Origin of the sequence: Paenibacillus sp. Marseille-Q4541 (assembly GCF_018310695.1) — a bacterium.
Lineage (GTDB): Bacteria > Bacillota > Bacilli > Paenibacillales > Paenibacillaceae > Paenibacillus.
The window spans coordinates 1-23,360 of the sequence record NZ_JAGXCY010000009.1; the positions used below are offsets into that span (position 1 = coordinate 1).

25 protein-coding genes and 1 pseudogene are annotated in these 23,360 nt (G+C 42.0%); 12 read left to right on the forward strand and 14 right to left on the reverse strand.

Going from position 1 to position 23,360, the window contains the following annotated elements:
• Positions 1–37: 37 nt before the first annotated feature.
• The 6 genes and pseudogenes from KFT32_RS12030 to KFT32_RS12055 form a co-directional block, all read right to left on the reverse strand.
• Positions 38–391 (reverse strand): annotated as a pseudogene (locus KFT32_RS12030) (sigma factor); the annotation flags it as partial.
• Positions 392–514: 123 nt separating this feature from the next.
• On the reverse strand, positions 515–2,929 hold the full coding sequence (locus KFT32_RS12035) for an ABC transporter permease (protein WP_211747460.1): 2,415 nt from the start codon (positions 2,927–2,929) through the stop codon (positions 515–517).
• A gap of 6 nt (positions 2,930–2,935) precedes the next feature.
• Positions 2,936–3,691, reverse strand: coding sequence for an ABC transporter ATP-binding protein (locus tag KFT32_RS12040; protein WP_349304898.1), 756 nt, complete (start codon positions 3,689–3,691; stop codon positions 2,936–2,938).
• A gap of 97 nt (positions 3,692–3,788) precedes the next feature.
• On the reverse strand, positions 3,789–5,219 hold the full coding sequence (locus tag KFT32_RS12045) for a HAMP domain-containing sensor histidine kinase (protein WP_211747462.1): 1,431 nt from the start codon (positions 5,217–5,219) through the stop codon (positions 3,789–3,791).
• Positions 5,220–5,233: 14 nt separating this feature from the next.
• Positions 5,234–5,953, reverse strand: coding sequence for a response regulator transcription factor (locus KFT32_RS12050; RefSeq protein ID WP_211747463.1), 720 nt, complete (start codon positions 5,951–5,953; stop codon positions 5,234–5,236).
• 181 nt (positions 5,954–6,134) lie between these two features.
• Positions 6,135–6,425 carry a DUF6509 family protein gene (locus KFT32_RS12055; protein WP_211747464.1) on the reverse strand — a complete coding sequence of 97 codons (291 nt, stop codon included), beginning with the start codon at positions 6,423–6,425 and terminating at the stop codon, positions 6,135–6,137.
• A gap of 299 nt (positions 6,426–6,724) precedes the next feature.
• Between KFT32_RS12055 and KFT32_RS12060 the strand changes: the two genes are divergently transcribed.
• The 4 genes from KFT32_RS12060 to KFT32_RS12075 all read left to right on the forward strand — a co-directional run bounded on the left by KFT32_RS12060 (position 6,725) and on the right by KFT32_RS12075 (position 10,493).
• The gene (locus tag KFT32_RS12060; RefSeq protein WP_211747465.1) at positions 6,725–6,955 is read left to right on the forward strand and encodes a hypothetical protein; all 231 of its coding nucleotides are present in this window, start codon (positions 6,725–6,727) and stop codon (positions 6,953–6,955) included.
• A complete protein-coding gene (locus tag KFT32_RS12065; RefSeq protein ID WP_211747466.1) occupies positions 6,948–7,997 on the forward strand; it encodes a hypothetical protein in 1,050 nt (349 codons plus the stop codon). Before KFT32_RS12060 ends, KFT32_RS12065 begins: the two co-directional genes overlap by 8 nt.
• Before the next feature lie 417 nt (positions 7,998–8,414).
• On the forward strand, positions 8,415–9,428 hold the full coding sequence (locus tag KFT32_RS12070; RefSeq protein ID WP_211747579.1) for a Gfo/Idh/MocA family protein: 1,014 nt from the start codon (positions 8,415–8,417) through the stop codon (positions 9,426–9,428).
• A gap of 66 nt (positions 9,429–9,494) precedes the next feature.
• Positions 9,495–10,493, forward strand: coding sequence for an AraC family transcriptional regulator (locus KFT32_RS12075; protein WP_211747467.1), 999 nt, complete (start codon positions 9,495–9,497; stop codon positions 10,491–10,493).
• A 21-nt stretch (positions 10,494–10,514) separates the two neighbouring features.
• Here the strand turns inward: KFT32_RS12075 and KFT32_RS12080 are convergent, their stop codons facing one another.
• The 3 genes from KFT32_RS12080 to KFT32_RS12090 are packed head-to-tail and all read right to left on the reverse strand — an operon-like array spanning position 10,515 to position 11,969.
• Positions 10,515–11,126, reverse strand: a complete 612-nt coding sequence (locus tag KFT32_RS12080) for a flavin reductase family protein (RefSeq protein WP_211747468.1) — start codon at positions 11,124–11,126, stop codon at positions 10,515–10,517.
• A 37-nt stretch (positions 11,127–11,163) separates the two neighbouring features.
• A complete protein-coding gene (locus KFT32_RS12085; protein WP_211747469.1) occupies positions 11,164–11,343 on the reverse strand; it encodes a hypothetical protein in 180 nt (59 codons plus the stop codon).
• 41 nt (positions 11,344–11,384) lie between these two features.
• Positions 11,385–11,969, reverse strand: a complete 585-nt coding sequence (locus KFT32_RS12090; protein WP_211747470.1) for a DEAD/DEAH box helicase family protein — start codon at positions 11,967–11,969, stop codon at positions 11,385–11,387.
• Positions 11,970–12,094: 125 nt separating this feature from the next.
• On the opposite strand from KFT32_RS12090, the gene KFT32_RS12095 reads away from it, so the two are divergent.
• Positions 12,095–12,526 carry a DnaJ family domain-containing protein gene (locus KFT32_RS12095; RefSeq protein WP_211747471.1) on the forward strand — a complete coding sequence of 144 codons (432 nt, stop codon included), beginning with the start codon at positions 12,095–12,097 and terminating at the stop codon, positions 12,524–12,526.
• Positions 12,527–12,615: 89 nt separating this feature from the next.
• Here the strand turns inward: KFT32_RS12095 and KFT32_RS12100 are convergent, their stop codons facing one another.
• Together KFT32_RS12100 and KFT32_RS12105 are read right to left on the reverse strand one after the other, a co-directional pair.
• A complete protein-coding gene (locus KFT32_RS12100) occupies positions 12,616–14,043 on the reverse strand; it encodes an aldehyde dehydrogenase family protein (RefSeq protein WP_211747472.1) in 1,428 nt (475 codons plus the stop codon).
• A gap of 75 nt (positions 14,044–14,118) precedes the next feature.
• A complete protein-coding gene (locus KFT32_RS12105) occupies positions 14,119–14,535 on the reverse strand; it encodes a hypothetical protein (RefSeq protein WP_211747473.1) in 417 nt (138 codons plus the stop codon).
• A 217-nt stretch (positions 14,536–14,752) separates the two neighbouring features.
• On the opposite strand from KFT32_RS12105, the gene KFT32_RS12110 reads away from it, so the two are divergent.
• Positions 14,753–15,712 carry a DMT family transporter gene (locus KFT32_RS12110; protein WP_211747474.1) on the forward strand — a complete coding sequence of 320 codons (960 nt, stop codon included), beginning with the start codon at positions 14,753–14,755 and terminating at the stop codon, positions 15,710–15,712.
• A gap of 48 nt (positions 15,713–15,760) precedes the next feature.
• Positions 15,761–16,603 (forward strand): sulfurtransferase, encoded by an 843-nt coding sequence (locus KFT32_RS12115; protein WP_211747475.1) that lies wholly within the window; start codon positions 15,761–15,763, stop codon positions 16,601–16,603.
• A gap of 165 nt (positions 16,604–16,768) precedes the next feature.
• Here KFT32_RS12115 and KFT32_RS12120 read toward each other — a convergent pair whose 3' ends face one another.
• A complete protein-coding gene (locus KFT32_RS12120; protein WP_211747476.1) occupies positions 16,769–17,296 on the reverse strand; it encodes an AAA family ATPase in 528 nt (175 codons plus the stop codon).
• A gap of 171 nt (positions 17,297–17,467) precedes the next feature.
• Here KFT32_RS12120 and KFT32_RS12125 point away from each other — a divergent pair, with 171 nt between their 5' ends.
• From KFT32_RS12125 to fabV, 4 genes are all read left to right on the forward strand, one after another.
• Positions 17,468–18,223, forward strand: a complete 756-nt coding sequence (locus KFT32_RS12125) for a YheC/YheD family protein (protein WP_211747477.1) — start codon at positions 17,468–17,470, stop codon at positions 18,221–18,223.
• 266 nt (positions 18,224–18,489) lie between these two features.
• Complete coding sequence (locus tag KFT32_RS12130; RefSeq protein WP_211747478.1) at positions 18,490–19,326, forward strand: YitT family protein; 837 nt, start codon at positions 18,490–18,492, stop codon at positions 19,324–19,326.
• A gap of 101 nt (positions 19,327–19,427) precedes the next feature.
• The gene (locus KFT32_RS12135) at positions 19,428–19,820 is read left to right on the forward strand and encodes a VOC family protein (RefSeq protein ID WP_211747479.1); all 393 of its coding nucleotides are present in this window, start codon (positions 19,428–19,430) and stop codon (positions 19,818–19,820) included.
• An 84-nt stretch (positions 19,821–19,904) separates the two neighbouring features.
• Positions 19,905–21,107: an enoyl-ACP reductase FabV gene (gene fabV, locus KFT32_RS12140; RefSeq protein WP_211747480.1), complete on the forward strand. Its 1,203-nt coding sequence runs from the start codon at positions 19,905–19,907 to the stop codon at positions 21,105–21,107.
• Between the two features lie 60 nt (positions 21,108–21,167).
• On the opposite strand, the gene KFT32_RS12145 is transcribed toward fabV, so the two are convergent.
• Complete coding sequence (locus KFT32_RS12145; RefSeq protein WP_211747481.1) at positions 21,168–21,602, reverse strand: hypothetical protein; 435 nt, start codon at positions 21,600–21,602, stop codon at positions 21,168–21,170.
• A gap of 208 nt (positions 21,603–21,810) precedes the next feature.
• Between KFT32_RS12145 and KFT32_RS12150 the strand changes: the two genes are divergently transcribed.
• The gene (locus tag KFT32_RS12150; RefSeq protein WP_211747482.1) at positions 21,811–22,932 is read left to right on the forward strand and encodes a glycosyltransferase family 4 protein; all 1,122 of its coding nucleotides are present in this window, start codon (positions 21,811–21,813) and stop codon (positions 22,930–22,932) included.
• A gap of 10 nt (positions 22,933–22,942) precedes the next feature.
• On the opposite strand, the gene KFT32_RS12155 is transcribed toward KFT32_RS12150, so the two are convergent.
• The gene (locus KFT32_RS12155; RefSeq protein WP_211747483.1) at positions 22,943–23,308 is read right to left on the reverse strand and encodes an HIRAN domain-containing protein; all 366 of its coding nucleotides are present in this window, start codon (positions 23,306–23,308) and stop codon (positions 22,943–22,945) included.
• Positions 23,309–23,360: the final 52 nt, after the last annotated feature.

Consider the following 23,360-nt stretch of genomic DNA (forward strand, 5'->3'; position numbering starts at 1 on the left):
TGTTTCAGAGCTATTTTTATACTTAGTTATACTCCCCTATAGACATTAGACTCTCATTCTCTATACAACGAGCTGCAAATGTCGCCAGTTTCGTCCCTTTTCCTTGCTGAAAGCTCTCAATTGCTTTGATAAGGCCGATCGTGCCAATGGAAATGAGATCTTCTTGATCCTCTCCGGTGTTATCAAATTTTTTCACGATATGTGCAACAAGCCTCAAATTATGTTCAATAAGCAAATTACGTGAGCGAGCGTCGCCCTCCGCCATCAGCTTTAAATGCTTCGCTTCGTCTGACTCAGACAAAGGTTGAGGAAAAGCATTGTTTTTTACATAGGACACCAGCAATGAAAGTTCTTTTATAAATAGTGCAATCGCCGTAAATATTCCGGGCACGGGTGACACCTCCTACAATTTTCGGGACTGTTCTTGGTTTGTCGTCTAATTATTGTATGTAGGCATACACCCATTCGTGCCTGTACGGTAAATTCGGTTACAAAATACTACACTATAACTCTTCTACTCAAGGATAAGAATTCGCGGGGAAGTAGTCGCTACTACTCTTGAAGCGGCCCACGAACCTAGCCCTGTTGCAATTATAGTAATACAAGCAAAAGCAAGAATTCCTCCCCCGTTCAAAATCAAAGGTAAATCCGTAATCCCGTAATCGGAAAGAATACTTCCGAGTATAATCGGAATAAAATAAACTCCGAGTACAATTCCAATAAGCACTCCAATACCGGAGAGAGCGATATTCCCCATCGTAATGGACAATCTAATTTTGATAGAGGATAAACCGATCGATTTATAAATGCCGTAGGTTTTATTTTCTTTTTTTATATTTATACGACTAATACTGTAAATAATGATGACCGTTACCGCAGTAAACAATAGTCCCATCATACTCATGGGCAGTAGTAAAGAAGCAACCGCTTGTTTAAAAGTCGCAACTAATAACGTCTCCATCGTGGCAGCTGATAAGGAATTTTTATACTTTTCATTGATCTCACTCACGACTTGAGAAGCATTCTGTTCATCATGTACATTGATAAAAGCAACAATATAATCGTCATACCCATCCGGCAGTATATCTGCCATAATTCTTGCGGAGACAGACTGATTGGCTATCGATTGAAAAATACCGCTAACCATTAACTTATGCTTGGCTCCATCCACATAAACATCTACAACATCCCCAATATCTTTGTTTAGCTCTTTAGCTACACGTATGCCTATCGATATTTCATTTTTATTTTGTGGATTTCTTCCCCGAGTGTTGGTATATCCTACTTCATCGTAGCTTCCATCTAGTGCAAAAATACTGAAATTCATAGTTTGCGTATGTTCTTCCGCTGAGCCCCGACTTTTTTCTGAGGAGACAACCCCATTTACATACCCCTGCCATGAAATATTTTTAATCCTTGGGTCAGATGATAATATCCGGTCAAATGCTGTACGGGAGAACGTAGAGGAGTTCACTACGCGTAATGAAATATCCGATGAATCATAACCCCATAGTGCTGAGGTTTGTTTAATATTACTAATGCTGTACAAGAGTACGAATCCCAGCACAAGAACAGCAGTCATAATCGTTGCCAGCAGCGTCATAAGAATAGAAGCTTTCTTATTCTTCAGTATATTTTTTAGCCCAATCACAACAAGAAGCGGTGCCTTTCCCCAAGAAAGAAAATGCTGTTCTTTACGAGTAATTCGTTTCGTCATTTTGCTATGATCGAACTCAGACATCCCATACCGAATGGCTTGCATCGGCTGAATGTTACGTGCTTTATTGGCATATACAAGCACACAAAGTATGACCAGTATAAATACAAAGCTTCCGGCAGCGATTGGAATCAAAGTTTCTCCGATCTTCTCTTGCAGACCACCTATTCTCAAGGACGATAATGAACTTTCTACGATCATTTTCGACACGAAGTGGCTGGCTAGTAACCCCGGAATAATGGAAAGTACTGATATGAATACATATTGCATGACATAAACACCAATCATTTTTTTGGATGATAAGCCTAAGGCTTTAATAACCCCAATCGTTCTATAATTAGATAAAACATCATCTGAGATCGTAAAACCAATGGTGAATAAGGCTACGAGTACCATCACAATGCCTAGAAAAATCATAATGAACCCAATCACTTTATTCATGACCAAATAAAAAGAAGACATTTGTTCAAAACTTATTTTTGATTCCAGATAGGGAGTCCCCATGTCCTGCTCAAACCGATTCCAATAGCTTGCACTTTGATCGTAATCATCGAATCGAAGCCCCAGCATATATTGTTCTTTCCCCTGCATATCTTGAACTTGCTGGATATAATCCTGATCATTCATCCATATCCGTGCTTCTGTAGCGAAGGGAGCTCCAAAGGGGATATCCACAACGAGAGCCGAAACTTGTAAGTCAAACTTTTTCTCTCCTGCCGAGAACTCAATCGTATCGCCTACCGAAATCTCATATAAATAAGCAATAGAAGTAGGGATCCATATCTTCCCTTTCTCAGGCAATACACTCTCTTTCCCTTGGGCAAACAATAACTCATCCACTCCAACAGGCCGAGCCTTTGTATCCATCATGTACAGGGTGATGCTAGAAAGCTCTGCAGAAGGTGCATCTCCCTGTATCTTCATTCCAGCTAACATTCGGTATGGAATCAACGATGAAGTACGAACTCCTTGTTGTGCTTGCCACCAGTGGTAGACCTCTTGTGGTTTGTGCAGTTCATCTCGTAACATGAGTATCTCATGCGAACCCCGTGTTTTATTGTGCATATCCGTAAATAAATTCGTTGTATTGAATATAACCGTAACGGATGTCGCCAGCAGTAATGTCGATAAAAGAATCAGCAAACCAATAAGCCTATTGTGGATCTTCTTCTTCCTAAGATTCGCTAGACAAAGAGAGTATACTGCAGCCATGTCGCCTTACCCCTTTCCAGAGACGCAAGAAAATATGACCGCTTCTCTGTCCTGAAGATCCGCTTGATCAAATTTATCAAATTTCAGCACATCCGCTACTTTCCCGTCTTTGATTAAGATCAGTCGATCTGCTCTAGTGGCCGCCTTGATATCATGAGTTACCATCACTACGGACTGTCCCTTCCGATTCATCTCTGTCAGAATTTCAAGGACCGCTATCCCCTGATCATAATTCAAACTTCCTGTCGGCTCATCTGCAAAAACCAAATCTGGAGCATTAACTAGCGCCCTCGCGATAGCTGCTCTTTGTTGTTGCCCTCCTGAGGTTTGAGCTGGCAAACGATACTGCTGATCTTCAATGTCCATCGCCTTCAAAAGTGAGCGCACTGTTTCCTTCACTTTTTTACTGGGTTTCCCGGCAATATATCCAGGCAAAGCGATATTCTCAAACAACGTAAGATCTGGAACGAGGTTCATGCTCTGATAGATATATCCGATTCTCTGTGCTCTAAACTCTGCTAATTGCTTCTCTGTATACCCGTCTATTCGTTCCCCCTGAAAGTAAACTTCACCTACAGTTACGGTATCAAGACCACTTAAAAGGTATAGTAGCGTGGATTTCCCTGAGCCGGAGTTCCCCATAATGACGGTAAAATCTCCTTCATAGACTTCCAAATCCAGATTTCGAATGGCATGAAATTGCTCCGTACCTGTGGCATACGTTTTGCACAAGTTTTTCGCTTGAATGATCGCCTTTTTCACGAAATAAAACCCCCCCAAATTAATCCATAATCTCATTGTAGGGGGTACTTATGTATAAATCCTTATCTAAATATTAATGAAATATTACAGCCGACAATCATCCTACTGGGATCAAACAATAGAATATGGTTCCTTGATCAGGTACACTTCGAAAAGAGATGGAACCCTGATGGGCTTCCATAATATATTTACAAATCGAAAGTCCTAGCCCCGTTCCCCCAGCCGCAGGATTCAGTTTCGATTCCCCTTTAAAATAACGATCAAAAACAAAGGGCATATCTTGGGGAAGAATACCTTTTCCGGTATCTTCAATCGATATTTTTAAATATCCACGCTCAAGCTCTGTATTCACAAGAATGGAATCACCCGCAGAGGTATGTTTTAACGCATTAGAAATTATATTAGAAATGACCTGCTCCAATCGGTGCGCATCCACATGAATCAGCACATTCGGAATAATTAAGGGTTCAGTAAATGAAACTCCTGTAGAACGAACATAATGACCGACTGGCTGCAGAATCTTAACTAACACCTCTCTACTGTATTGTTCCGTTAGCGTCACTGAAATCTGACCTAATTCTTTCAAGGCATGCTGCAACAAATCTTCTGTCAATCGGGTCATTTTCTGTGCGTTGTTATGCATGACCTCAACATATTCCATAACCGAGGACATATCAGAACATCCACCCTCTCGTATAATTTCAATGTAAGTCGTAAGGGAGGTAAGAGGTGTCTTTAATTCGTGAGAAATGTTAGAGATCAATTCTTTCTGCGCTTGCTCTTGCTCGTCTCTTCGGAGGCTATGATACACAATCTCCATCCTCATTTGGTCAAACATGGCGTAAACCTCACCGATTTCGTCCATCTTGGTGTATACCATGGTCTGCCCATAGTTTCCTTTTAGAATCGCTTCTGAATAATTTTTTAAATCATGAACCGGCTGGATGATATCGTCTTTCATTTTTTTCCACAGAAGAAACATCAAACAGCACAGAACAAAGAGAAATAAAACCATGACAATAAACAAGGAGAGTGGAATAGCGTGGGATTTCTGGGTAAAGACCTTACTTTCAGGTACAGTAAAAATAGCATTTCCCACTTGGGTATTCGCTACCTCATCTAGTACGGGAAAAGCAATGTTGTAAAGGTCCTTATTTACTTTAGATTGGTATAAATCATAATGAAGCTCCGTGTTTATATCTATTTGTTTACGAGGGTCAGCTTCCGAAGAGTTGTACAGAACTTCCCCATCCAGACCAGCATATAGTAGACTCACCTGTTGATCTTGAGTCATGTTTCGAAGTGTCTCTTGTAATTTCGGATCAAGAGTCATATCCTCATGGTGCTGTGCCAAATACAACATCATCGCATTCACTTGCAGACGTACCTGATTAATAACCGCCTTAGAAGCGGTTTTACTCTCTATACTGTAATGATTCCATAGCAAGCCGGCTGCACATCCCATGAATATAATAAGACAAGCAAGTACAGCAATCAGCCATTTTTGAATCCATTCCTTCAAATACATAAGGCTCTCCCATCCTACTTGTCTTCACTTAAATTGAACTTATATCCAATTCCCCAAACCGTCTTAATATAAACCGGGTTCGAAGGGTCGACTTCCAACTTCTCACGTAATCTTCGAATATATACGGTGATCGTGCTTTCATCTCCATAAGCAGCGTATCCCCATACCGCATCCAATAGCTGACTTTTCGAGAACACTTGGTTTTTATACTTGGATAAATAAAATAACAATTCCAGTTCTTTTGCGGATAATGAAATTTCTGTCCCATCTTTGGTTACCTTATATGCCTGTTTATCGATAGTGATTTTTCCTAAGTGTAAAACATGTTCATCACTCGGCTTTGCTTGCTGTATGCCTACCATGCTCTCAACTCTTCGTAGATTAGACTCAATTCTTGCGAGTAACTCGCGTAAAGAGAACGGCTTCGTCATATAATCATCCGCACCGAATCCGAGTCCCAACACTTTGTCAGTGTCGCTACCTCGCGCACTTAGAATCAGAATAGGAACATTGTTGTTCTTCCTAATTTGGCGGCAAAGTTCAATCCCATCGATATCAGGCAGCATAATATCCAAAATAATAAATTCCGGATTCCAAATTTCAATTGAATGCAAAGCCTCTTTACCACTATGAGCAATACTAGCTTCATATCCGTTTAGACTAACGTAATCTTTAATTACCCGAGAAATATCTTGATCATCTTCTATAATAAGAATCTTCCGATATCGGCTCATCACAATTCTCCTAATACTAGTTAATGTAAACTTGTACTTATCATAACATATTTACCCATTAATTCTTGGAGTCAGTTACTTAGCATGTAAATCCCTTTTTCACCTAATTTGGAAAATAAAAAAGCATACCCTGTACAGCTCTAAAGCCGCGCAGGGTATGCTTCCTATCACAATTCATTCATTAATTGGCATTCAAATGCTCTTTGCAGAATGTTTCAAGAACAGCCAACTCGTCTTCCTCAAGATCAAAATCCAAATATTTCTCTGTTATTTTCTCATAGAGATCATACTTGATGATTCCGTCTTTTGGCTCGTCAGCTCTATAAATTACACGAATGTATACGCCATTCTCGGAGTACAACTCATCGTCTTCCTCCGGATCAATTACGATTTGAAATTCGTATCTTGTCCCTTCCACAATACCAAAGGGATCATTAATTTCCTGTACCTCATATTCTGTGATTGTTATCATGTGCTCTTATGTCACCCTTTCTGAATCTCTTGAAAGATTCATTATAACTGAACTAAGGAACTCATACTATCCTTTATACGGCGTGAGCTACGTAACTTAATTATCGCCGAATAGGAAGATTGTTCATACCTAACGATTAGATGACTTCAATTCTATACATTTGACAAAGAATTACAAACAACTTCAAATATCCTCATAAGAATGCCTTTCCCACTCGTAATCTTAATAAAATTACAGCGTTCTTCGACAATCTCCGATATAATTAACATAGGCATTTCATATTGGCAGGAGGAGAAGTCTTGTTTAAGTTAGTGGCTACACCTGTAGAACTAGCAGTATTTCATCAAATAAAACAGACTAGCTGGGATGAGAAAGGTTTCGAAACGGAATATGCGAAGCCGGCGTCCGGGCAATTTTTGTTTTATACAGACGAACATACACCCGCAGCTTATGGTCAGCTAGGCAAAGTTAAATACTTTTGGTGTGCACCACCATTCCCGTGGAGAGAAGGAGTGCTCTCACATGATTGACTTTGAATTAACGAAAAAAAGAAACAACCACTTGGTTTTTGTCCTTGCAACAGCCATTACGGTGGATCAAATGCTTAGTTTTGCAATTGGTATATCCCTGCAATTTGTGCTTACTGCGATGGGTATCATATTCCTCGTCATTGTTCCTGTAACTCTACTATCCAATCTACCGAAATTTAGAAGGACTATCCCCTACATAAAGTATTTTCTTACTGTAGTTATTGGGGGTTCTTTGTTTATTCTGATCCAGTTGGACCCCCATATGATTAATATTATGACGATGTATTTCTATGTTGCAGTTATGGGTATCTATCAAGATCGTAAAATTAATATACTGACCATTCTCATTACATTGACCATATTGTGTTATTACTTTTTTACTCAAGGAGAACTTATATTTCATTCCACAAATGTTCAGGATCTTATGTACTACATCATTACTTTTTGTTTTGTATCCGTTGCAAATCACATGCACTCACAATTCAATAATTCATTACAAGAAGAAAAAGATCAACAGGCTCAACGAGCGATGGAAGCGAAAAGCGCAATGGAGGACATGCTGACCAAAATCACCGAGTCCCTCCAGTCTGTCAGGCAATACCAGTACGATTTGAATGCAGCTACTGACGCAACAAATCAGCGCTCTATTGAAATTGTCTCTTCCATTGAGAACATCATCGAGTCATTCGAAGTACAGAATAAACAATCCGCAGCACTTGCCAGCCAATTGAATCAAGCGAGTGAGGAGTTTAACAAGGCAGTCCCACCCTTTATTGACTTCCAGGAACAGGCTTCACCCTCTTCTTCTACTACAAATAATCCTGCAGTGATCGAGCAAACCCTCATGGATACAAGATCAATGTTGCAGGAAATTGAAACGACAGCCAAACTGACTGCTGATATGACGGAATATAATAAAGGAAGTCTAAATGACGTTCTCCGCCTTGTTTCCATCCAGCAGCAAGAAATCACTTATTTGTGTGAAGGTTTTGCCAAACTTGAAAAACAGCTTAGCCGGATCAACCGCAAAAACCAGTCATAACGATATGAAAGACATTCTTAACGGAGTGTCTTTTTTTGTGTCGCGATTTTGTACCCTTTCATGTCACAATCTTGGAATACCTTCTTTCATAGGTCCATGCTAAAATGTTCCCGAAACAAGAAACAAATAAATAAAACGTAATATAGCGAGCATGGAGTAGCTTATCAAGGCACACAAAAGGAGAAGCATATCATCAGCATAGAACTTAAACCAGCAATGATGCTGCGGAGAAACTCCTTTTGGCAAGTACCTGCCTAGTCTTTCGTAAGATCAGTTCTACTTCAATTGTCGCATTTTGTGACCTTGTTCATGAGCTATGAATCTAGCAGAACCGGGAAAGCTTTATATTTTATATTTTGATTTAAAGAAGATACCTATCTTCATAAAAAACAAAAGTGAGGGATTCTAATGAAAAACATCTACAAATTGGCCATTCTGGGTTACTGGCATGTTCACGCTAATGATTATGCATCGCAAGCAGATGGGCACGAAGGAACGGAAATTACAGCCGTATGGGACGAAGATGTAGAGAGAGGTCGTGCTGAGGCAGCAAAACGAGGTGTTCCTTTTTATGAGAATTTGGATCAACTTCTTGCAAGCTCTGAGATTGACGGTGTCATTGTCGTAACCAGTACCGCGATCCATCATGATGTGATGACACGGGCAGCTAAAGCGGGCAAGCATATTTTCACAGAAAAAGTGATTGCGCTTACAAGCAATGAATGTGACGATATTTTACGTACGGTTAAGCAGGAAAATGTAATTCTTACTGTTTCTCTGCCTCGTCTCTATGAACCTTACACCTTGAAAGCTGCTGAAATTATTCAAAGTGGCATCCTGGGTGAGCTTACACTCGCAAGAACTCGCCTATCCCATGGCGGAGCCATACCAGCGGAAGGAAGCAAGTTTGGATGGTTGCCTGAAAGATTTTTTAATCTTAAAGAAACCGGCGGCGGGGCTTTAACGGATCTTGGTTGTCATCCTATGTATCTTGCTCATCTGTTCCTCGGACTTCCAAGCCAGGTTTCCGCAAGTTACGGTTATGTCACTGGTAGAGAAGTCGAAGATAATGCAGCCGTAACTCTTCGTTATGAGAATGGTGCAATCGCCATCGTAGAAGCCGGTTTTGTTAACAAACACTCTCCTTTCTCCTTTGAAGTTCATGGGACAGAAGGTAGTCTTCTCTATTCAGATCATGATAAAAAATTGTTGTATCGTAGCGGTTCAGACAATCAGTGGCAAGAAGCTACTCTTCCGGAAGCTTTGCCTTCTGCCTTTGATCAATGGATTCAGCATATCGAAGATAACCAAACTTTTGATGCCAATATTGAAGCAGGTGCTGCGCTTACTACACTTATTGAAGCTTCCAATCAGTCGGCAAGAAGTGGAAAGTTAGTTCAACTTGATCAACAAGGGGCTCTTATTAAGTAACAGGCATCATGATATGATGGAATAAAGATGTTTTCTTATGAACAATAAACGCCGGGAGGAATCAGGATGGAACGCAGTGATCCCCAATTGTCATATCCTTTTGAACTCATGAAGGAACAAAAACATGCCCTGGAACAATTACATGTGGATTTTACGTGGGGTTCTTATGGGATTCGTGTCGTTCAATTTCATCTTGTTACGTTTCCTCCCGGCAAAATTATTGAATTTCACAAGCATTCACATGAATATGAGTTTCATTTTATACCTCGGGGTTCGGGCAAGGTCATTATAGAAAATCAGGAATATCAATTGTCAGAGGGCATGATGTATTTAACAGGTCCCAACGTCATGCATTATCAGGAAGCTTCCGCTGTAGAAGCCATGGATGAATTGTGCCTGAGTATCGAAATTGTCCCGCTAAGCCCCTCATTACATAAGCAAAAAGAATCCTCTTCCCTCTCTTTAGCGGATGCGGAACTATGGAATGCCGGCGCTCTACAAGAACAAAAAGAAGCAGATGCCTGCATTCGTCAACTAGATGCAATTCCTTATGTGCCAGAAAGCGACCGTTTTAAAGCGATGGATTGCTTTCTTACAGCCTATACAGCCTGGTATCAGAATGAGCCTGGACTATACACCCTAGTCAAGCAAGCTATTATCAATATTTTGCTTCGTACAACTCGTGCTTATTTCCCGCATCCAGGACGTCCTCTTCCCTCTCGGGATATGGGATATTACCGTTACCGGCTGGCCGAACAATTCATGAAAGATAACTATATGGAGCCGCTCACTCTTGAAGTCGTAGCTGACCGTATACAGATCAGTCCACGGCAACTGCAGCGCATCGTGCGAGAGAACGGTGGACACACGTTTAGTGAAATGCTGGAAACCATACGGCTCTCTCACATCTGTAAAAAACTACTTCATAGCGACAGAACGATGGACGATATTGCAGAGGAAACCGGGTACTCTAGTGCAAATTATGTACATTATGTATTTAAAAGAGCCTATGGCCTTACCCCGATGCAGTACAGAGAACAGCATAAACAAAGAGGAGCCCTATAGGGCTCCTCTTTGTTTATCACCTTATTCCGGACGTTCCAGTGAAAAAAACTCACCAAGCTTGGCATAATCATTGCCTGCAAGTCGGCTAACCGGCAGCAGCTTTTCCGTACGGATTTTCCCTTCGTTATAAAGTTCGTCTGCAATATGAAAATAAACGACTCTTCCGATGAGAAGGTCACAAGCAGGTTCTGAACCTGTTCCTCCAAGCGGAATCGAGTGCTCAATAACACACTCCATTCGAATCTGTGCTTCCTTAATACCGGGAACATCAATCTCTGTACTTGGTATCGTGGTTAGGCTCGTAAGCTTTATCTCACTCTGATCTGAAGGTAAATTCGCAGCAGTCTGGTTAATCGAATCAATATATGTTTCATCCGATATATGTACTACAAATTCACCACATTCATTTGCATTTCGTGCGGTATCTTTCATCTCTCCATTTTTACGCTGTACTGAAATAGAGATCATAGGAGGATTGGATGTAACAATATTAAAATAGCTGTATGGGGCAGCATTGATCGTGCCTTGTTTTGATTTCGTCGTAACAAATGCAACAGGCCTTGGAATGATACTGCCTGTCAGCAGTTTGTAGTTATCCCGTTCAGTCTGCTTCGTAGGATCTATGGCTACCATATGCAACCCTCCTATTTTTCTTTTTTATTTATATACGTCATACATGATAACTGCCGCTAGGTTGATCCAGCACCCATTCCAGCATTAGAATCATATCTTCTATCCGATCAACCTGTGGATTGCCCGCAGATTGATCTGCTGGCATACGACTGACGAGCAGATCGCGCTGACGCGAAAGTTCATGGAGTTTACGTTTAATTTGGTCTTCCGATCTCATCTGTGGCTCCTCTCTTCCCTTTTCCTTTACTATTCATTAGATTACCATTCTCTATCCTTCCATTCCAACCACCCAAAATGTTCTATAATCAAATCTGCCGTCTCTTCGGCATCAACATCTGTATTATTTATTCGAACATAGTTCTCCTTCGTGATTTCGCCTTCCCAGGAATTGAGGCGGTAACGCTTCATTGTCTCCAACAAATCCTGTTCCGAAAAAGCAATGTCCCGTTTTGTTGGTTTGTGCTCCAACCGATTTGGGGTTCGATTTCGTCTTACCCGCTCGTCCGTATCTGCCTCAAGTTCTACATAATAGACGGTTCCGCCATTCGAGGTGAAAATTTCACTGATCTTCTCCACGTATTGTCCATCCTCTGGAAGGTCAAAGGCCCATACAAATGTAAAGATAAGTCCAGATAGATCACTTTTCGCAACTTCTTCGAAAATCTCTTGCCGAAACAAGCTTACGAGCCGCTTTCCAGAAGGAGTACCATAGCTAAAGAAGGAAGAAACCAAATCAATCGTCATATGATTATGAAAAAGTTTCATTCCAGTCTTTCGGGCTATTTCCTGCCCAACCGTCATTTTCCCAACCGCTTGCGGACCAAAAATGATCACAAATTTCACGTGCTTCTCCCCCAGACTTAAATCCATATTATTCCTATTATATATAGATTATGGTATGGTTCAAGTAATGAATTCCGGAAAGCCAGCAAGATGAATATACCTGAAAAAAGGGATGGTGAATCGGCATGTTTTTCAAAAAAGATCAGCAGGATGCAAACCAGCCAAAAGAAGAAAAACAACTTCCAGAAACTCATCAAAGTGCCCGTGTCTATTTGGTTAACGATGCGATCGAAGACTTCGCTAAACGAGGTGGGTTTGACGATCTAGAAGGAATGGGGAAGCCTCTCGACATTCAGGAGGGCGATGTATTATCTGGGGTTCTAAAAAACGCCAACTATCTTCCCGCTTGGATTGAACTGAGGAAAGAAATTGCAGCAGAAATGAAACTCACGATGGAAAAAATGGGGCATTCTGATCCCCCGGTCGTGGAGTCGGAGATTGAAATCATTAATGAAAAAATTAAAAACTACAATAAAAAGGTGCCTAATCCCGTTTTACAAAAAGGGTTTGTATCCAGAGAAAACATAGAAACAAAATATGAAAATCACTGGCAATAAGTTTGACGATGATTGCTTAGAAAATAAAACAACCGCCGAGCGAACTCGGCGGTGTAAGCATCCAGCTTATAATGATAGGAAATAAACTGTTATTTTTTCTTCATCATAACTGTTCTAGAATTCGTAAATGCAGCAAGCCCTGCTCTTCCGTGTTCGACACCGATCCCAGATTCTTTGTGACCGCCAAATGGGAAGTCTGGCTGCATGACTTGTGCTTCATTAATCCATACCGTACCTGTTTCAAGACGAGAAGCTACATCATAAGCGAGTTCCAAATCTTTTCCCCATACAGAGCCCGCAAGACCATATACCGTGTCATTGGCACGTTTCACCGCTTCATCAATATCGTTGTATTTGAGCAACGGTACAATCGGACCAAATGGTTCTTCCTGTACCAGACGCGAATCTTCAGACGGATTGTCCACGATCATGACCGGGATATAATATCCTTTACCCGAAGGGATCTCTCCTTCATAAGCAATATGGGCACCACTGTCTTTCGTCTCTTGAATCAGGTCCTTCACCTTGTCGTACTGCATTTTATTTTGCAATGGACCTAAACCCGTTTGGGGATCTGAAGGATCTCCTACTTGAACCGATTTGGCATAAGTCACCATTTCCTTAAGTACCTCATCATAGATTCCTTCATGAATGTAGAGGCGTTTAGCGTCAACACACACCTGACCTGTATTGGAAAAGGCTGCCCAGAATAAACCTTCAGCCACCTCTTTCGGATCGGCATCTGGCAGTACAATCGCGGCGTCGTTTCCTCCGAGTTCAAGGGTGGTCCGTTTCAGATTACCTGATGCACTTTCGAGCACTTTTTTCCCCGTTTGCGTTGAACCTGTGAATGAAACTTTGTTAATTCCCTCATGCGCTGTCATCCAAGGCCCTAAATCATCTCCACCGGAAATGATATTCAGCACGCCTTTAGGAAACAAATCCTTGGCCAGCTCCGCCATTCTTAGTGTAGAGAGCGGTGTATTCGGCGAAGGTTTAACTACCAGCGTATTACCGGTGAGCAGTGCAGGTGCGATTTTCCAAGCAGCGAGGTTCATTGGGAAATTCCAAGGGACAATGGCCCCTACTACACCAAGTGGTACATACTGTAATACTACCTTGTGTTCTTCAGTGTCCTCTAGCGTTTCTGACTCTAGCCGCTGGGAGGCAATTTCTCTGTACCACTGGCTTGCTCCCTCAATTTCGGTTCGGCTCATCTGAAGCGGCTTACCGTTTTCATTCATAAGCAGCTCAGTCAATTCTTCTTTGTTTTCATCGATTAGATCCGCCAGTTTCACTAATAATTGGGCCCGTTCCTCTACTGGGCATTTTGACCATGCCGGATAAGCTGCCTTCGCGGCTGCAACAGCTCGATTTAAATCATCACGAGATGCATTCGGGACCTCAGCAATCACTTCTTCATTAGAAGGATTAATGACAGGGATTGTTTTTTTTGTCTGAATATATTCACCATCAATTAGCATACCTACTGGTTTTTTCATTGTAATCGTTTTCATTATTCGTTCCTCCGTTCCATTTTTACAGTTCCCACACCGGAGCTGTTTTCTTACATATTTCGTACATGTTGCAAGTTACTTTGTTTGCTCAATGTTATGCAGAATGAACTGCTTTACACCGGGCATGTTGTCAAATGTTTTGATACTGTACGTAAGTTGCACGGGTGTACCGCTATCCCATGCCTCTACTTTTTTCATTACACCTTCCTCTAATTGAAAGCTTGTAGGCTCACCGTCAACTTCAATTTCTGCAGTATGTGGATCAGCAAGACCTGTATACGTTCCCTTACTTTCTATTATTTTGGGTGTTTTCAAAGTTTGATATGTTTTTTTCTGAGCGGTTTCACTAGTTGTTCCATATATAATCGGCAACTCTTGGGAGCGAGCTGCTTCCAATTCCGCTGCGGCTACTTGTTCTGCGTTAAAGGTGGCAGCTACCAGCATCAATATACTACCTGTTAATAATGCCGAATGACGTTTTCGCCTTTTCATAAGGGTGACCTCCAATTTATCAATCGAGCTTACTGTTCATTACACGAAAACAGCTGGATTCAATCAGGTTTTTGAAAACGAGATAGTAAATCACAATATTTGTCAAGGTAATTTTTCTGCTTTTCGGCTTTGTTTTTTCTCGGTATAATGTGTAGGATTGTACGTGATTTAATACACATCTAGGGACAATACATACATTCTAATGGGAGACTATGAAATGCAAAGCGCACAACGTTCATTCAGCAAGTATGAAGTACTTTATCTTATTGGAATTATCTCCATTTCTTTTTCCTCTATTTTCGTAAAATGGTCCGAGGCTGAGGTTTCGGTTATCGCCATGTACCGGCTTTTTTTAACCAATCTATTGATGGCTCCCTTACTGTATAAGTATCGCCATGAAATTTTTCGATTGAGTAAAAAAGAGTGGCTGTACCTTGGAGCTTCAGGTATCATGTTAGGCCTTCATTTTTTGTTATGGATGGGTTCCTTAAGGCTAACTACAGTGGCGAGTTCCACCGTCATTTTGACCCTTGAGCCGATTCTCGTCATGCTCGGTTCCATGTGGATATTCGCTGCCAAACCAAACCGTATTATGCTTATCGGCATGGGGATGGCGGTTGTCGGGTCTGTTGTGATCGGGGCTGGCGATTTCCGTGTGTCCGGAGATGCGCTGAAGGGGGATTTCCTCTCCTTACTGGGGACGATTGCGGTAGCCGTACATATGCTCATTGGGGAGCATGCACGGAAAAATATTAGCGCCTTTGTCTATAATTTCTGGGTGTTTTTGATAGCTGGTTCTTCCCTTGCACTGTATAACGTTGGCAACCGAATTCCTTTCACAGGATACGACGCACGCGAATGGGGGATCTTTCTTCTTCTCGCCATTGTACCTACTCTGCTTGGTCACTACCTATTTAATTGGCTGCTAAAAGTAATGAATGCAACAACCGTTTCAATGGCTGTCCTTGGAGAGCCTGTATTTGCTTCCCTCTTAGCTTGGATGCTGCTAGGAGAAGGTCTTACAGCCCTGCAGCTCACGGCTGGAGCCTTTATACTTGCCGGTGTCTGGGTATTTCTTCGGTATGGTAACAACTCTCTCCATGCGGAGACGGCATCGCTGGAGGAAGCAGTAGATTCCTTGCCTACAGTACGCCATACTGACCCAACCAAAGTTTAGATCTTATTCACGAAGGTTTGACTTGAGATAAATTAAGGAGGAATTTATATGAATTCTATCGTAAGCATGAAATGGGTTCTTGCAAGAATGTACGAACCAGATATCGTGATCCTTGATTGTCGTTTTGCTCTATCTAATTCGGCCGCGGGTGGAACTGCATTCCAGGAAGATCACATTCCGGGAGCCGTTTACTTCGATCTGGAACAAGATTTGTCCTCACCTGTAGAGCCTGACGGCCGAGGCGGACGGCATCCTCTGCCCGATATCAATATGCTTGCAGAACGACTGCGTAAATCGGGCATAAGCAATGAATCGCGAGTCGTTGTTTATGACGATCAGGGCGGTGCCATGGCTTCTCGTTTATGGTGGTTGCTGCACTATATGGGACATGAGGAAGTCTATCTGATGGATGAAGGATTCAGTGCCTGGAAAGCAGCAGGATTCCCAGTTACCCAAGAGGAGCCGATTCGCATCCCTGCTTCCTTTACACCGCATATCCAGCCGGAACTGCTCGCAAGTGTAGAAGATGTTCAAGAGGCATCTACTGCAGGTTCTTCCATTCTGGTTGACTCACGCGAACATGCACGTTACTTGGGTCAAGAAGAACCGATCGATCATACAGCAGGGCATATACCTGGCGCGATCAATCTCTTCTGGAAAGAGAACCTTAGCGAGTCAGGTAAATGGAAATCTGCAGATGGACTTGCTGAACGTTTTTCCAATCTCCCGAAAGATCGTCAGATCATTGTATATTGCGGTTCCGGCGTTACGGCCTGTCCTAATGTGCTCGCTCTTCGCACAGCAGGGTTTGATAATGTGAGATTGTATGCAGGAAGCTGGAGCGATTGGATTTCGTACAGCGAGAATCCGATTGCGACGGGGAACGAGTAAGAAACAAGAGACAACTACAAGAGACAATTACAAGTACAGAAAATTCGGATACATCGCTCCTCACCCAGAGCGATGTATTTTTTTCATGCTCAGAATGAGCATCCAATATCTGATAAAAGGAAAGGCTCGTAGTGTATAAAGGGGCTCCTGTGGCGGAAAGCTGATTTATCGTATTGAACTTTGCAAATAGTCCATAATGCGATCCACAGATTGCTCAGCGGAAATACTCGATGTATCCAGCCATAAACCTATATGGGGAGTCGTTACTGTAAACATTGCGTGCAATTCCTCAACAGTGAATCCAACATAACCTACTTTATTGCGATTATTTTCGCGCTTCCTTACTGCTTCGACGTCGGGGCATAACACGATGACCGACATTGGATATGGTTCAAGCATTTGAAGAAATTCCGATAGTTTTTCACCAAGGTAGTTATCTTGTATTACAACGGTAAATCCAGCATCATAATATGCCTTTGCTGCTTGTGCTGTAAGGAGGTAACGCAGGCCAAGCTGGCTAAGGGCTTCCTCACTTGGTTGGCTGCTCATCTCAACCCTTCCGCTAACAATCATTTTCCGAAAAATATCTCCGCGAAGATGAACTGCTTTTTTTAAACGCGCTGCCAGCAAGTCTGATACGGTCGATTTCCCTGCCGCCATGATGCCAGTAATCACTATAATCTGTTGTCTCATACCTATTCACCTCATGCGCTTCCAAAATAAGTTAATATAATATATTATAGCCTATCATGTCGGTATATCTGGTATTCGATTCTACGAGAATAGATAAAAAACACTAGACGGTAGCACGAGCAGTCCTTACTCGTCCCTCATATGCTAAGGTAAAAGGGGGAGTCGTACATTATGAATTATCAAAGTACCACAATTAAAAGCAAATGGACGAAAACAAAGTGGCTGCTAGACAGCACAAAAACACAAAAATATATTCCCAAAACCTTACCTTTTAACCGTAGCAACCTGAAAACCATGCTTTCTGATTATTCCACTATCTACTTTAAGCCTACTGGTGGCTCCGGAGGATTTCATATTATACGTATAAAAAAGCTCGGGGACAGTTATCAAACTCAGCACAAAACTGAAAAAAAACGTTATTCAACCATCGACTCCCTCTATGAGCAACTGAATAAGCGTGCCAAAAATCGCCCCTACCTTTTGCAGAAAGGCATCAAACTCGCCACCGTTAATGGCAGACCTTTTGACATTCGTGTCATGGTGCAAAAAACGAATAGCGGGGTCTGGAAGAGTACCGGGATCTTCCTCAAAATAGGTAGACGTGGAGCTGTCGCAACCAACTACAATCAAGGTGGAGATATCGCATTTTTACAGCAAACGCTAACTAAAGCCGGATTCAGCAAGGCTCAGATCCAGAAGATAGAAGAAGAGCTCAAAAAGCTTGGAGAGTCCGTTGGAAATGTATTTAGCAAGCATGGCAGTGGATTTCATGAGCTCGGACTTGATGTTGCCTTGGATAAGGAAGGCGTTTTTTGGATCCTTGAAGTAAATACAAGACCTCAAATCTACCCCCTCAAAGATATGAAGGACAAAAGCATGTATAAGCGCATCATATCCTATGCAAAACAGTATGGAAGAAAGAAATAATAAATAAACAAAACTAGGGTTACCTTGTCTTAAACTTGGGGACCCTATGTACATAAACCATTTTAACGAAATATTTAAAATCCTGATGATAGACTTCATAGCATTTGAATTTTTTAGGATATACATTTACAGCCCATATGATTTTCATTATAATGAATCTATCAAAAGAGCTGCGCAATGTATGTTTGCACAAAGCGATTAAAGGGATGTTATTTCCTTTAATCGCTTTTTTTGTGAGCAAAAGAAACAAACGGAGGATAATGCACATGAAGAAAAGAATCTACGACATGTTTATGCTACTGTTGGGGGCGTTTATTTTTGCGCTTGCAGTCAATTTGTTTGTTATTCCCAATGATTTCGGTGAGGGGGGCGTTACCGGGATCTCGATTATTTTGTTTTATATATTTCAATGGTCGCCTGCCATCGTCAGTTTGATCGCTAACGGCATATTACTTTTGATCGGATATCGCTTGCTGGATAAAACAACAACGATCTACACGATCATTACCGTCGCATTTAATGCCTTGTTTCTGCATCTTACAGAACATTGGTACATCGCCTCAAATGAACCTGTCATCAACGCTATTTTCGCTGGACTATTTGCGGGAGTAGGGATCGGACTCATTATTAGAGTAGGTGGAACCACAGCAGGAACTACCATCCTAGCCCGGCTTGCCAATAAGTACTGGGACTGGAATATCAGTTATGCCCTGCTGTTTTTTGATTTGATTGTAGCTGGACTGTCCATCTTCGTTATTGGGGTAGAAAAAACGATGTTCACCGTCCTCATTCTCTACATTGGAACCAAAGCTATGGAATTTATCATTGAAGGACTCAATCCAAAAAAAGCAGTTACCATTATTTCGCCACATCACGATCGGATTGCCTCCAAAGTCACGGACGTAATGGATCGCGGCGTCACCGTTCTTCGAGGATATGGTTACTATACTGGCAAAACGAAAGACGTTCTGTACATTGTCATTAGTAAGCAAGAAGTATCCATGCTGAAGAAAATTGTAAAAACCGAAGATGTGAATGCCTTTGTTACCATCCATGATGTGCGGGACGTATTCGGGGAAGGGTTTATCGATATTTCTAAATAATAAAAAAGAGTGCTGCGACAAGAATAGAAGGAGTTTCCTCACATAAAACCGAATAGTTTTCTAACTTCATTACTATTTGGTTTATGAGGAGGACCTCCTTCATGCTGCAGACATTAGAACATATGCAAATCCCTGTACAACAGCTGGACCGTGCGATCCATTGGTATACGAACAATTTAGGTTTTACGTTGACCGAAAAAGGAGACCGCAACGCATTTTTAATTCTGCCGGAGGGACCGATGCTCATGTTATGGCAGTCCCATGATGATACTCTTGCCCATTATACAGTGGATGAGGTGGATTTCCCCGTACTACTTTATCGCACATCCAAAATTCATGAACTCCATGAACAGCTGGTGCGGATCGGAACCCGGATTCAGGTGTTCCATCCGGAACCTTTTGGCTGGGTTCTCAAGTTCTATGATTCAGAAAACAACTTGTGGGGTGTGCTTCAATTTGATAATGAAACGACGCCGGGTTTCTCAGTCTCGTAAAAAATTGTTACAATAGGGAATGGATAACTGATTTCAACTGATCTCAGCTGAATTATAGAACTGAAAGTGAGGCCTATCAATTACATGATAATAAAACCTAGAACACGCGGCTTTATCTGCACGACATCCCACCCTGTGGGTTGTGCTAAGCATGTAGAGCAGCAAATGGAATATGTGAAATCTAAGCCAAGAGTTAACGGTCCTAAAAACGTCCTTGTGATTGGAGCTTCTACGGGGTATGGTCTTTCGTCCCGTATTGTGGCTGCTTTTGGAGCAGGAGCGAATACGATTGGTGTTTATCGTCCGAGTGCCGGTAGTGAGAAACGTACAGCTTCTGCTGGTTGGTATAATTCTGCTGCCTTTGAAGCTGCTGCAGAAGAAGCAGGTCTAACCTCTTATAGTGTGACTGGCGATGCCTTTACCGATGAAACGAAACAAAAAACGGTAGATGTTATTCGTGAAAAACTTGGACAGGTCGATCTTGTGGTCTATAGCGTTGCGTCTCCAAGACGTAAAGATCCAGCTACTGGCGAGATGGTCAATTCGGTCCTCAAACCAATCGGTGAATCGTACACGAACAAAACGGTTAATTTTCATACGGGTGAAGTGACACCGGTTACGATTGAACCGGCAACAGAAGAAGAAATTAAGCATACGGTTACCGTAATGGGTGGAGATGACTGGCAGCTCTGGATTCATGCACTCAAAGAAGGTGGCGTACTAGCAGAGAATGCGGTAACGATTGCCTACTCTTATATCGGGTCTGATATAACCCAAGCGATCTACCGTGAAGGTTCCATCGGACAAGCCAAGGATCATCTAGAAGCTACCGCTCATTCCTTGAATGAAACCCTTGGACAAACGGGCGGACGTGCTTATGTAGCAGTAAGCAAAGCGCTTGTAACCCAGTCGAGTTCTGCTATTCCTGTCGTTCCGCTGTATGTATCCGCACTATATAAAGTAATGAAAGAAAAAGGACTCCATGAAGGTACGATTGAACAGATGTACCGTTTATTCGCAGATCGTCTGTATCATGCCGAAGGTACACAAGTGGATGAGGAAGGTCGAATCCGCATTGATGATTGGGAACTTCAAGAAGATATTCAAGAGGAAGTCCGCCGTATCTGGGCCGAGATTTCTACAGATAATATCTATGATCTTTCTGATCTGGAGGGCTACCGTAAGGAATTCTTCCAATTGTTCGGATTTGAAATCGATGGGGTAGATTATGATGCTGATATCAATCCTGATGTGAAAATACCTCAGGCTTACACGGTTACGGAATAAAATTGAATTAACAAAACGGTCCCACCGTCAGATCAATATCCTGACGGGTGGGACCGTTTTTTATTTGGAAACGGAAGGTTTGATGCTAAGCAAGATAAGTTGTTTCAAATCTGCTTCTCCTTCAATTGCTTTTTCCTCATAGGTAAAATCTACAGGAGTCTGTTCTTCCAAATTGGCAATTTCGGTATCCATTCCTTCGCCTAATTGAAACGCAGTTGCCTGTCCGTTGATGGTAATTTCAATAGTATGGGGATCCGCTTGTCCCGTGTAGACGCCTGAGCCTTCTTTTACTTCGGTATCAGGTTCAGTAGGTTCCACCGATGTTCCAGAAGAACCGCTGGATGTACCGGGTATACTGGCCTGACCTGATGTTTCATTCGCATCTTGACCGCATGCAGCCAAAGTGAGGCTAAGCATCGCAATAAGGAGCAGCAAACCTATTTTCGTTATTCTGTTCCTTGTTGTTAGTTCGCGTAATTCTTTTTTCATCTTCATCAGGATACCTCCTATTTTTAGATAAACGAAGAACTCATTACTAAACTATTGTACTTCTTAACTTCTCCATTTAACTTCTCCATTTAACTTCTCCATTGTTTAATTTTCTACCTCCCTTGTCAAACTTAGGATAAAAAGAGAGGCTGAACTCGGGACGAAGTTTTGCATATATTATTAAAACCTGCAAAGACAAGGAGGATCATAACAGATGCATATCCTCATCGTCAGTCCAGAGCAATTTCCTTTGCCAGGCAGCGGTTCCGTTGAAATTTGTATTCTTGCTATTGCTGAGCAGCTGTCGCACACGCATCAAGTTACGGTGATTAGTCCCCTTTTTCCACATTTAGAGGAAGAAACGCAGTGGAATCCTCAGCTGTTAATTAAAAGAGTGGAAGGAAAACTGCCTTCTGAATATAGCAAGGCTGTCATCGAAGTCATATCTCAGCTAAAACAATCTATCGATATCATCCAGGTAGATAACCGACCAAGATACATGTCTAAAATAAAACGAGCGTTTCCTTCTATTCCGGTCGTGCTCTTTCTGCATTCGCTGACCTTCGTGCCTCAAAATAGCCATATTGCCGCTTGTCTGCAAAAGGCTGATTTTATAGTAACGAACAGTAAATCGTTAGAACAAGTTGTTCTTAAGCGATTTCCTCTAGGGGCAGAGAAAGTCATTCATATCACTCTCGGTGTAGATTATTCCCGGTTCAGACCGCTTGAGGCTGCAGAAAAACGTACGTATTATGACCATTTTCAAATTCGGGAAGATCAGTTTCATATCCTTTATGTAGGTAGACTCATTCCCCAAAAAGGTATCCCCGTTCTCATTCGTGCCATTCACCTTCTACGGCCCGAGATCAAAGCAAAAGCCCACCTTCTAATCGCAGGGAAAGCAAAAAACAGAACCTATACGACCGCACTAAAAAAACTCGCCCGTAAACTCCATGTTTCCGTTACCTTCCTGGGCGAAATACCACATGAGAAGATTCACACCTTATATCCACTTGCTCATTGCATGGTATGTCCCTCTCAAAAACATGAGGCTTTTGGACTCGTCAATATAGAAGCCATGTCCTGCGGAATCCCAGTGATCACTTCTAAAAATGGAGGAATGAAAGAAATTGTGAACGATGGTCATAACGGATTTTTAGTCTCCAATTATAAAAATGCAAGAGGCTTTGCCTCCCCCCTGTCAAAACTCCTTGTCTCCCCCGAACTCTCGCAAATGATGGGCAATAACGGAAGAAAAACAGTTCAGGAAAGGTATACCTGGCAGGTAACCGCTCAAAAACTAGAAGAAGCATATTCTCGTCTTCTATTCGAATAGTAGCTTATGATCAGATTTGTTCCGATGGAGTGCGGTACATAATGAATACTTCCTTCTCCCCCGCACCCGTTTTTGTAGCTACTTCTTTCAGTTCAACAATGGCGATATCTTGAAATATAAACTGTACAACTCCAAGCGTCTGCTGCCGAAAGGAATCATAGATACGACCTGCGCTTCGACATCCTCTTGGGACGGTATCTGCACTGTTCGCAATGTAACCTACTTGTCCATGCGAAGGCAACACCACACGGATGGCTTCTGGATCAGCCAAGTTGTCAGGGTCCTTTACAAGAAACACCGGATCTCCTACCTTTAACCTTATAGAGCTTGGAAAATATCTCATGTCCGTGACTGCTCCATATATCTTTTTATGCATATATACTTCCTCCTTCATCATCTTCACGATCAAATGTAATGATAACTATATC

Coding starts and splice junctions, on each gene's coding strand:
- KFT32_RS12150 (WP_211747482.1), top strand. CDS start 21,811: ATGCATATCCTCATCGTCAGTCCAGAGCAATTTCCTTTGCCAGGCAGC.
- KFT32_RS12105 (WP_211747473.1), bottom strand. CDS start 14,535: ATGAAAAGGCGAAAACGTCATTCGGCATTATTAACAGGTAGTATATTG.
- KFT32_RS12135 (WP_211747479.1), top strand. CDS start 19,428: ATGCTGCAGACATTAGAACATATGCAAATCCCTGTACAACAGCTGGAC.
- KFT32_RS12085 (WP_211747469.1), bottom strand. CDS start 11,343: ATGAGATCGGAAGACCAAATTAAACGTAAACTCCATGAACTTTCGCGT.
- KFT32_RS12145 (WP_211747481.1), bottom strand. CDS start 21,602: ATGAAGATGAAAAAAGAATTACGCGAACTAACAACAAGGAACAGAATA.
- KFT32_RS12080 (WP_211747468.1), bottom strand. CDS start 11,126: ATGGTAGCCATAGATCCTACGAAGCAGACTGAACGGGATAACTACAAA.
- KFT32_RS12100 (WP_211747472.1), bottom strand. CDS start 14,043: ATGAAAACGATTACAATGAAAAAACCAGTAGGTATGCTAATTGATGGT.
- fabV (WP_211747480.1), top strand. CDS start 19,905: ATGATAATAAAACCTAGAACACGCGGCTTTATCTGCACGACATCCCAC.
- KFT32_RS12115 (WP_211747475.1), top strand. CDS start 15,761: ATGAATTCTATCGTAAGCATGAAATGGGTTCTTGCAAGAATGTACGAA.
- KFT32_RS12110 (WP_211747474.1), top strand. CDS start 14,753: ATGCAAAGCGCACAACGTTCATTCAGCAAGTATGAAGTACTTTATCTT.
- KFT32_RS12155 (WP_211747483.1), bottom strand. CDS start 23,308: ATGCATAAAAAGATATATGGAGCAGTCACGGACATGAGATATTTTCCA.
- KFT32_RS12050 (WP_211747463.1), bottom strand. CDS start 5,953: ATGAGCCGATATCGGAAGATTCTTATTATAGAAGATGATCAAGATATT.
- KFT32_RS12075 (WP_211747467.1), top strand. CDS start 9,495: ATGGAACGCAGTGATCCCCAATTGTCATATCCTTTTGAACTCATGAAG.
- KFT32_RS12035 (WP_211747460.1), bottom strand. CDS start 2,929: ATGGCTGCAGTATACTCTCTTTGTCTAGCGAATCTTAGGAAGAAGAAG.
- KFT32_RS12095 (WP_211747471.1), top strand. CDS start 12,095: ATGTTTTTCAAAAAAGATCAGCAGGATGCAAACCAGCCAAAAGAAGAA.
- KFT32_RS12065 (WP_211747466.1), top strand. CDS start 6,948: ATGATTGACTTTGAATTAACGAAAAAAAGAAACAACCACTTGGTTTTT.
- KFT32_RS12045 (WP_211747462.1), bottom strand. CDS start 5,219: ATGTATTTGAAGGAATGGATTCAAAAATGGCTGATTGCTGTACTTGCT.
- KFT32_RS12055 (WP_211747464.1), bottom strand. CDS start 6,425: ATGATAACAATCACAGAATATGAGGTACAGGAAATTAATGATCCCTTT.
- KFT32_RS12120 (WP_211747476.1), bottom strand. CDS start 17,296: ATGAGACAACAGATTATAGTGATTACTGGCATCATGGCGGCAGGGAAA.
- KFT32_RS12130 (WP_211747478.1), top strand. CDS start 18,490: ATGAAGAAAAGAATCTACGACATGTTTATGCTACTGTTGGGGGCGTTT.
- KFT32_RS12125 (WP_211747477.1), top strand. CDS start 17,468: ATGAATTATCAAAGTACCACAATTAAAAGCAAATGGACGAAAACAAAG.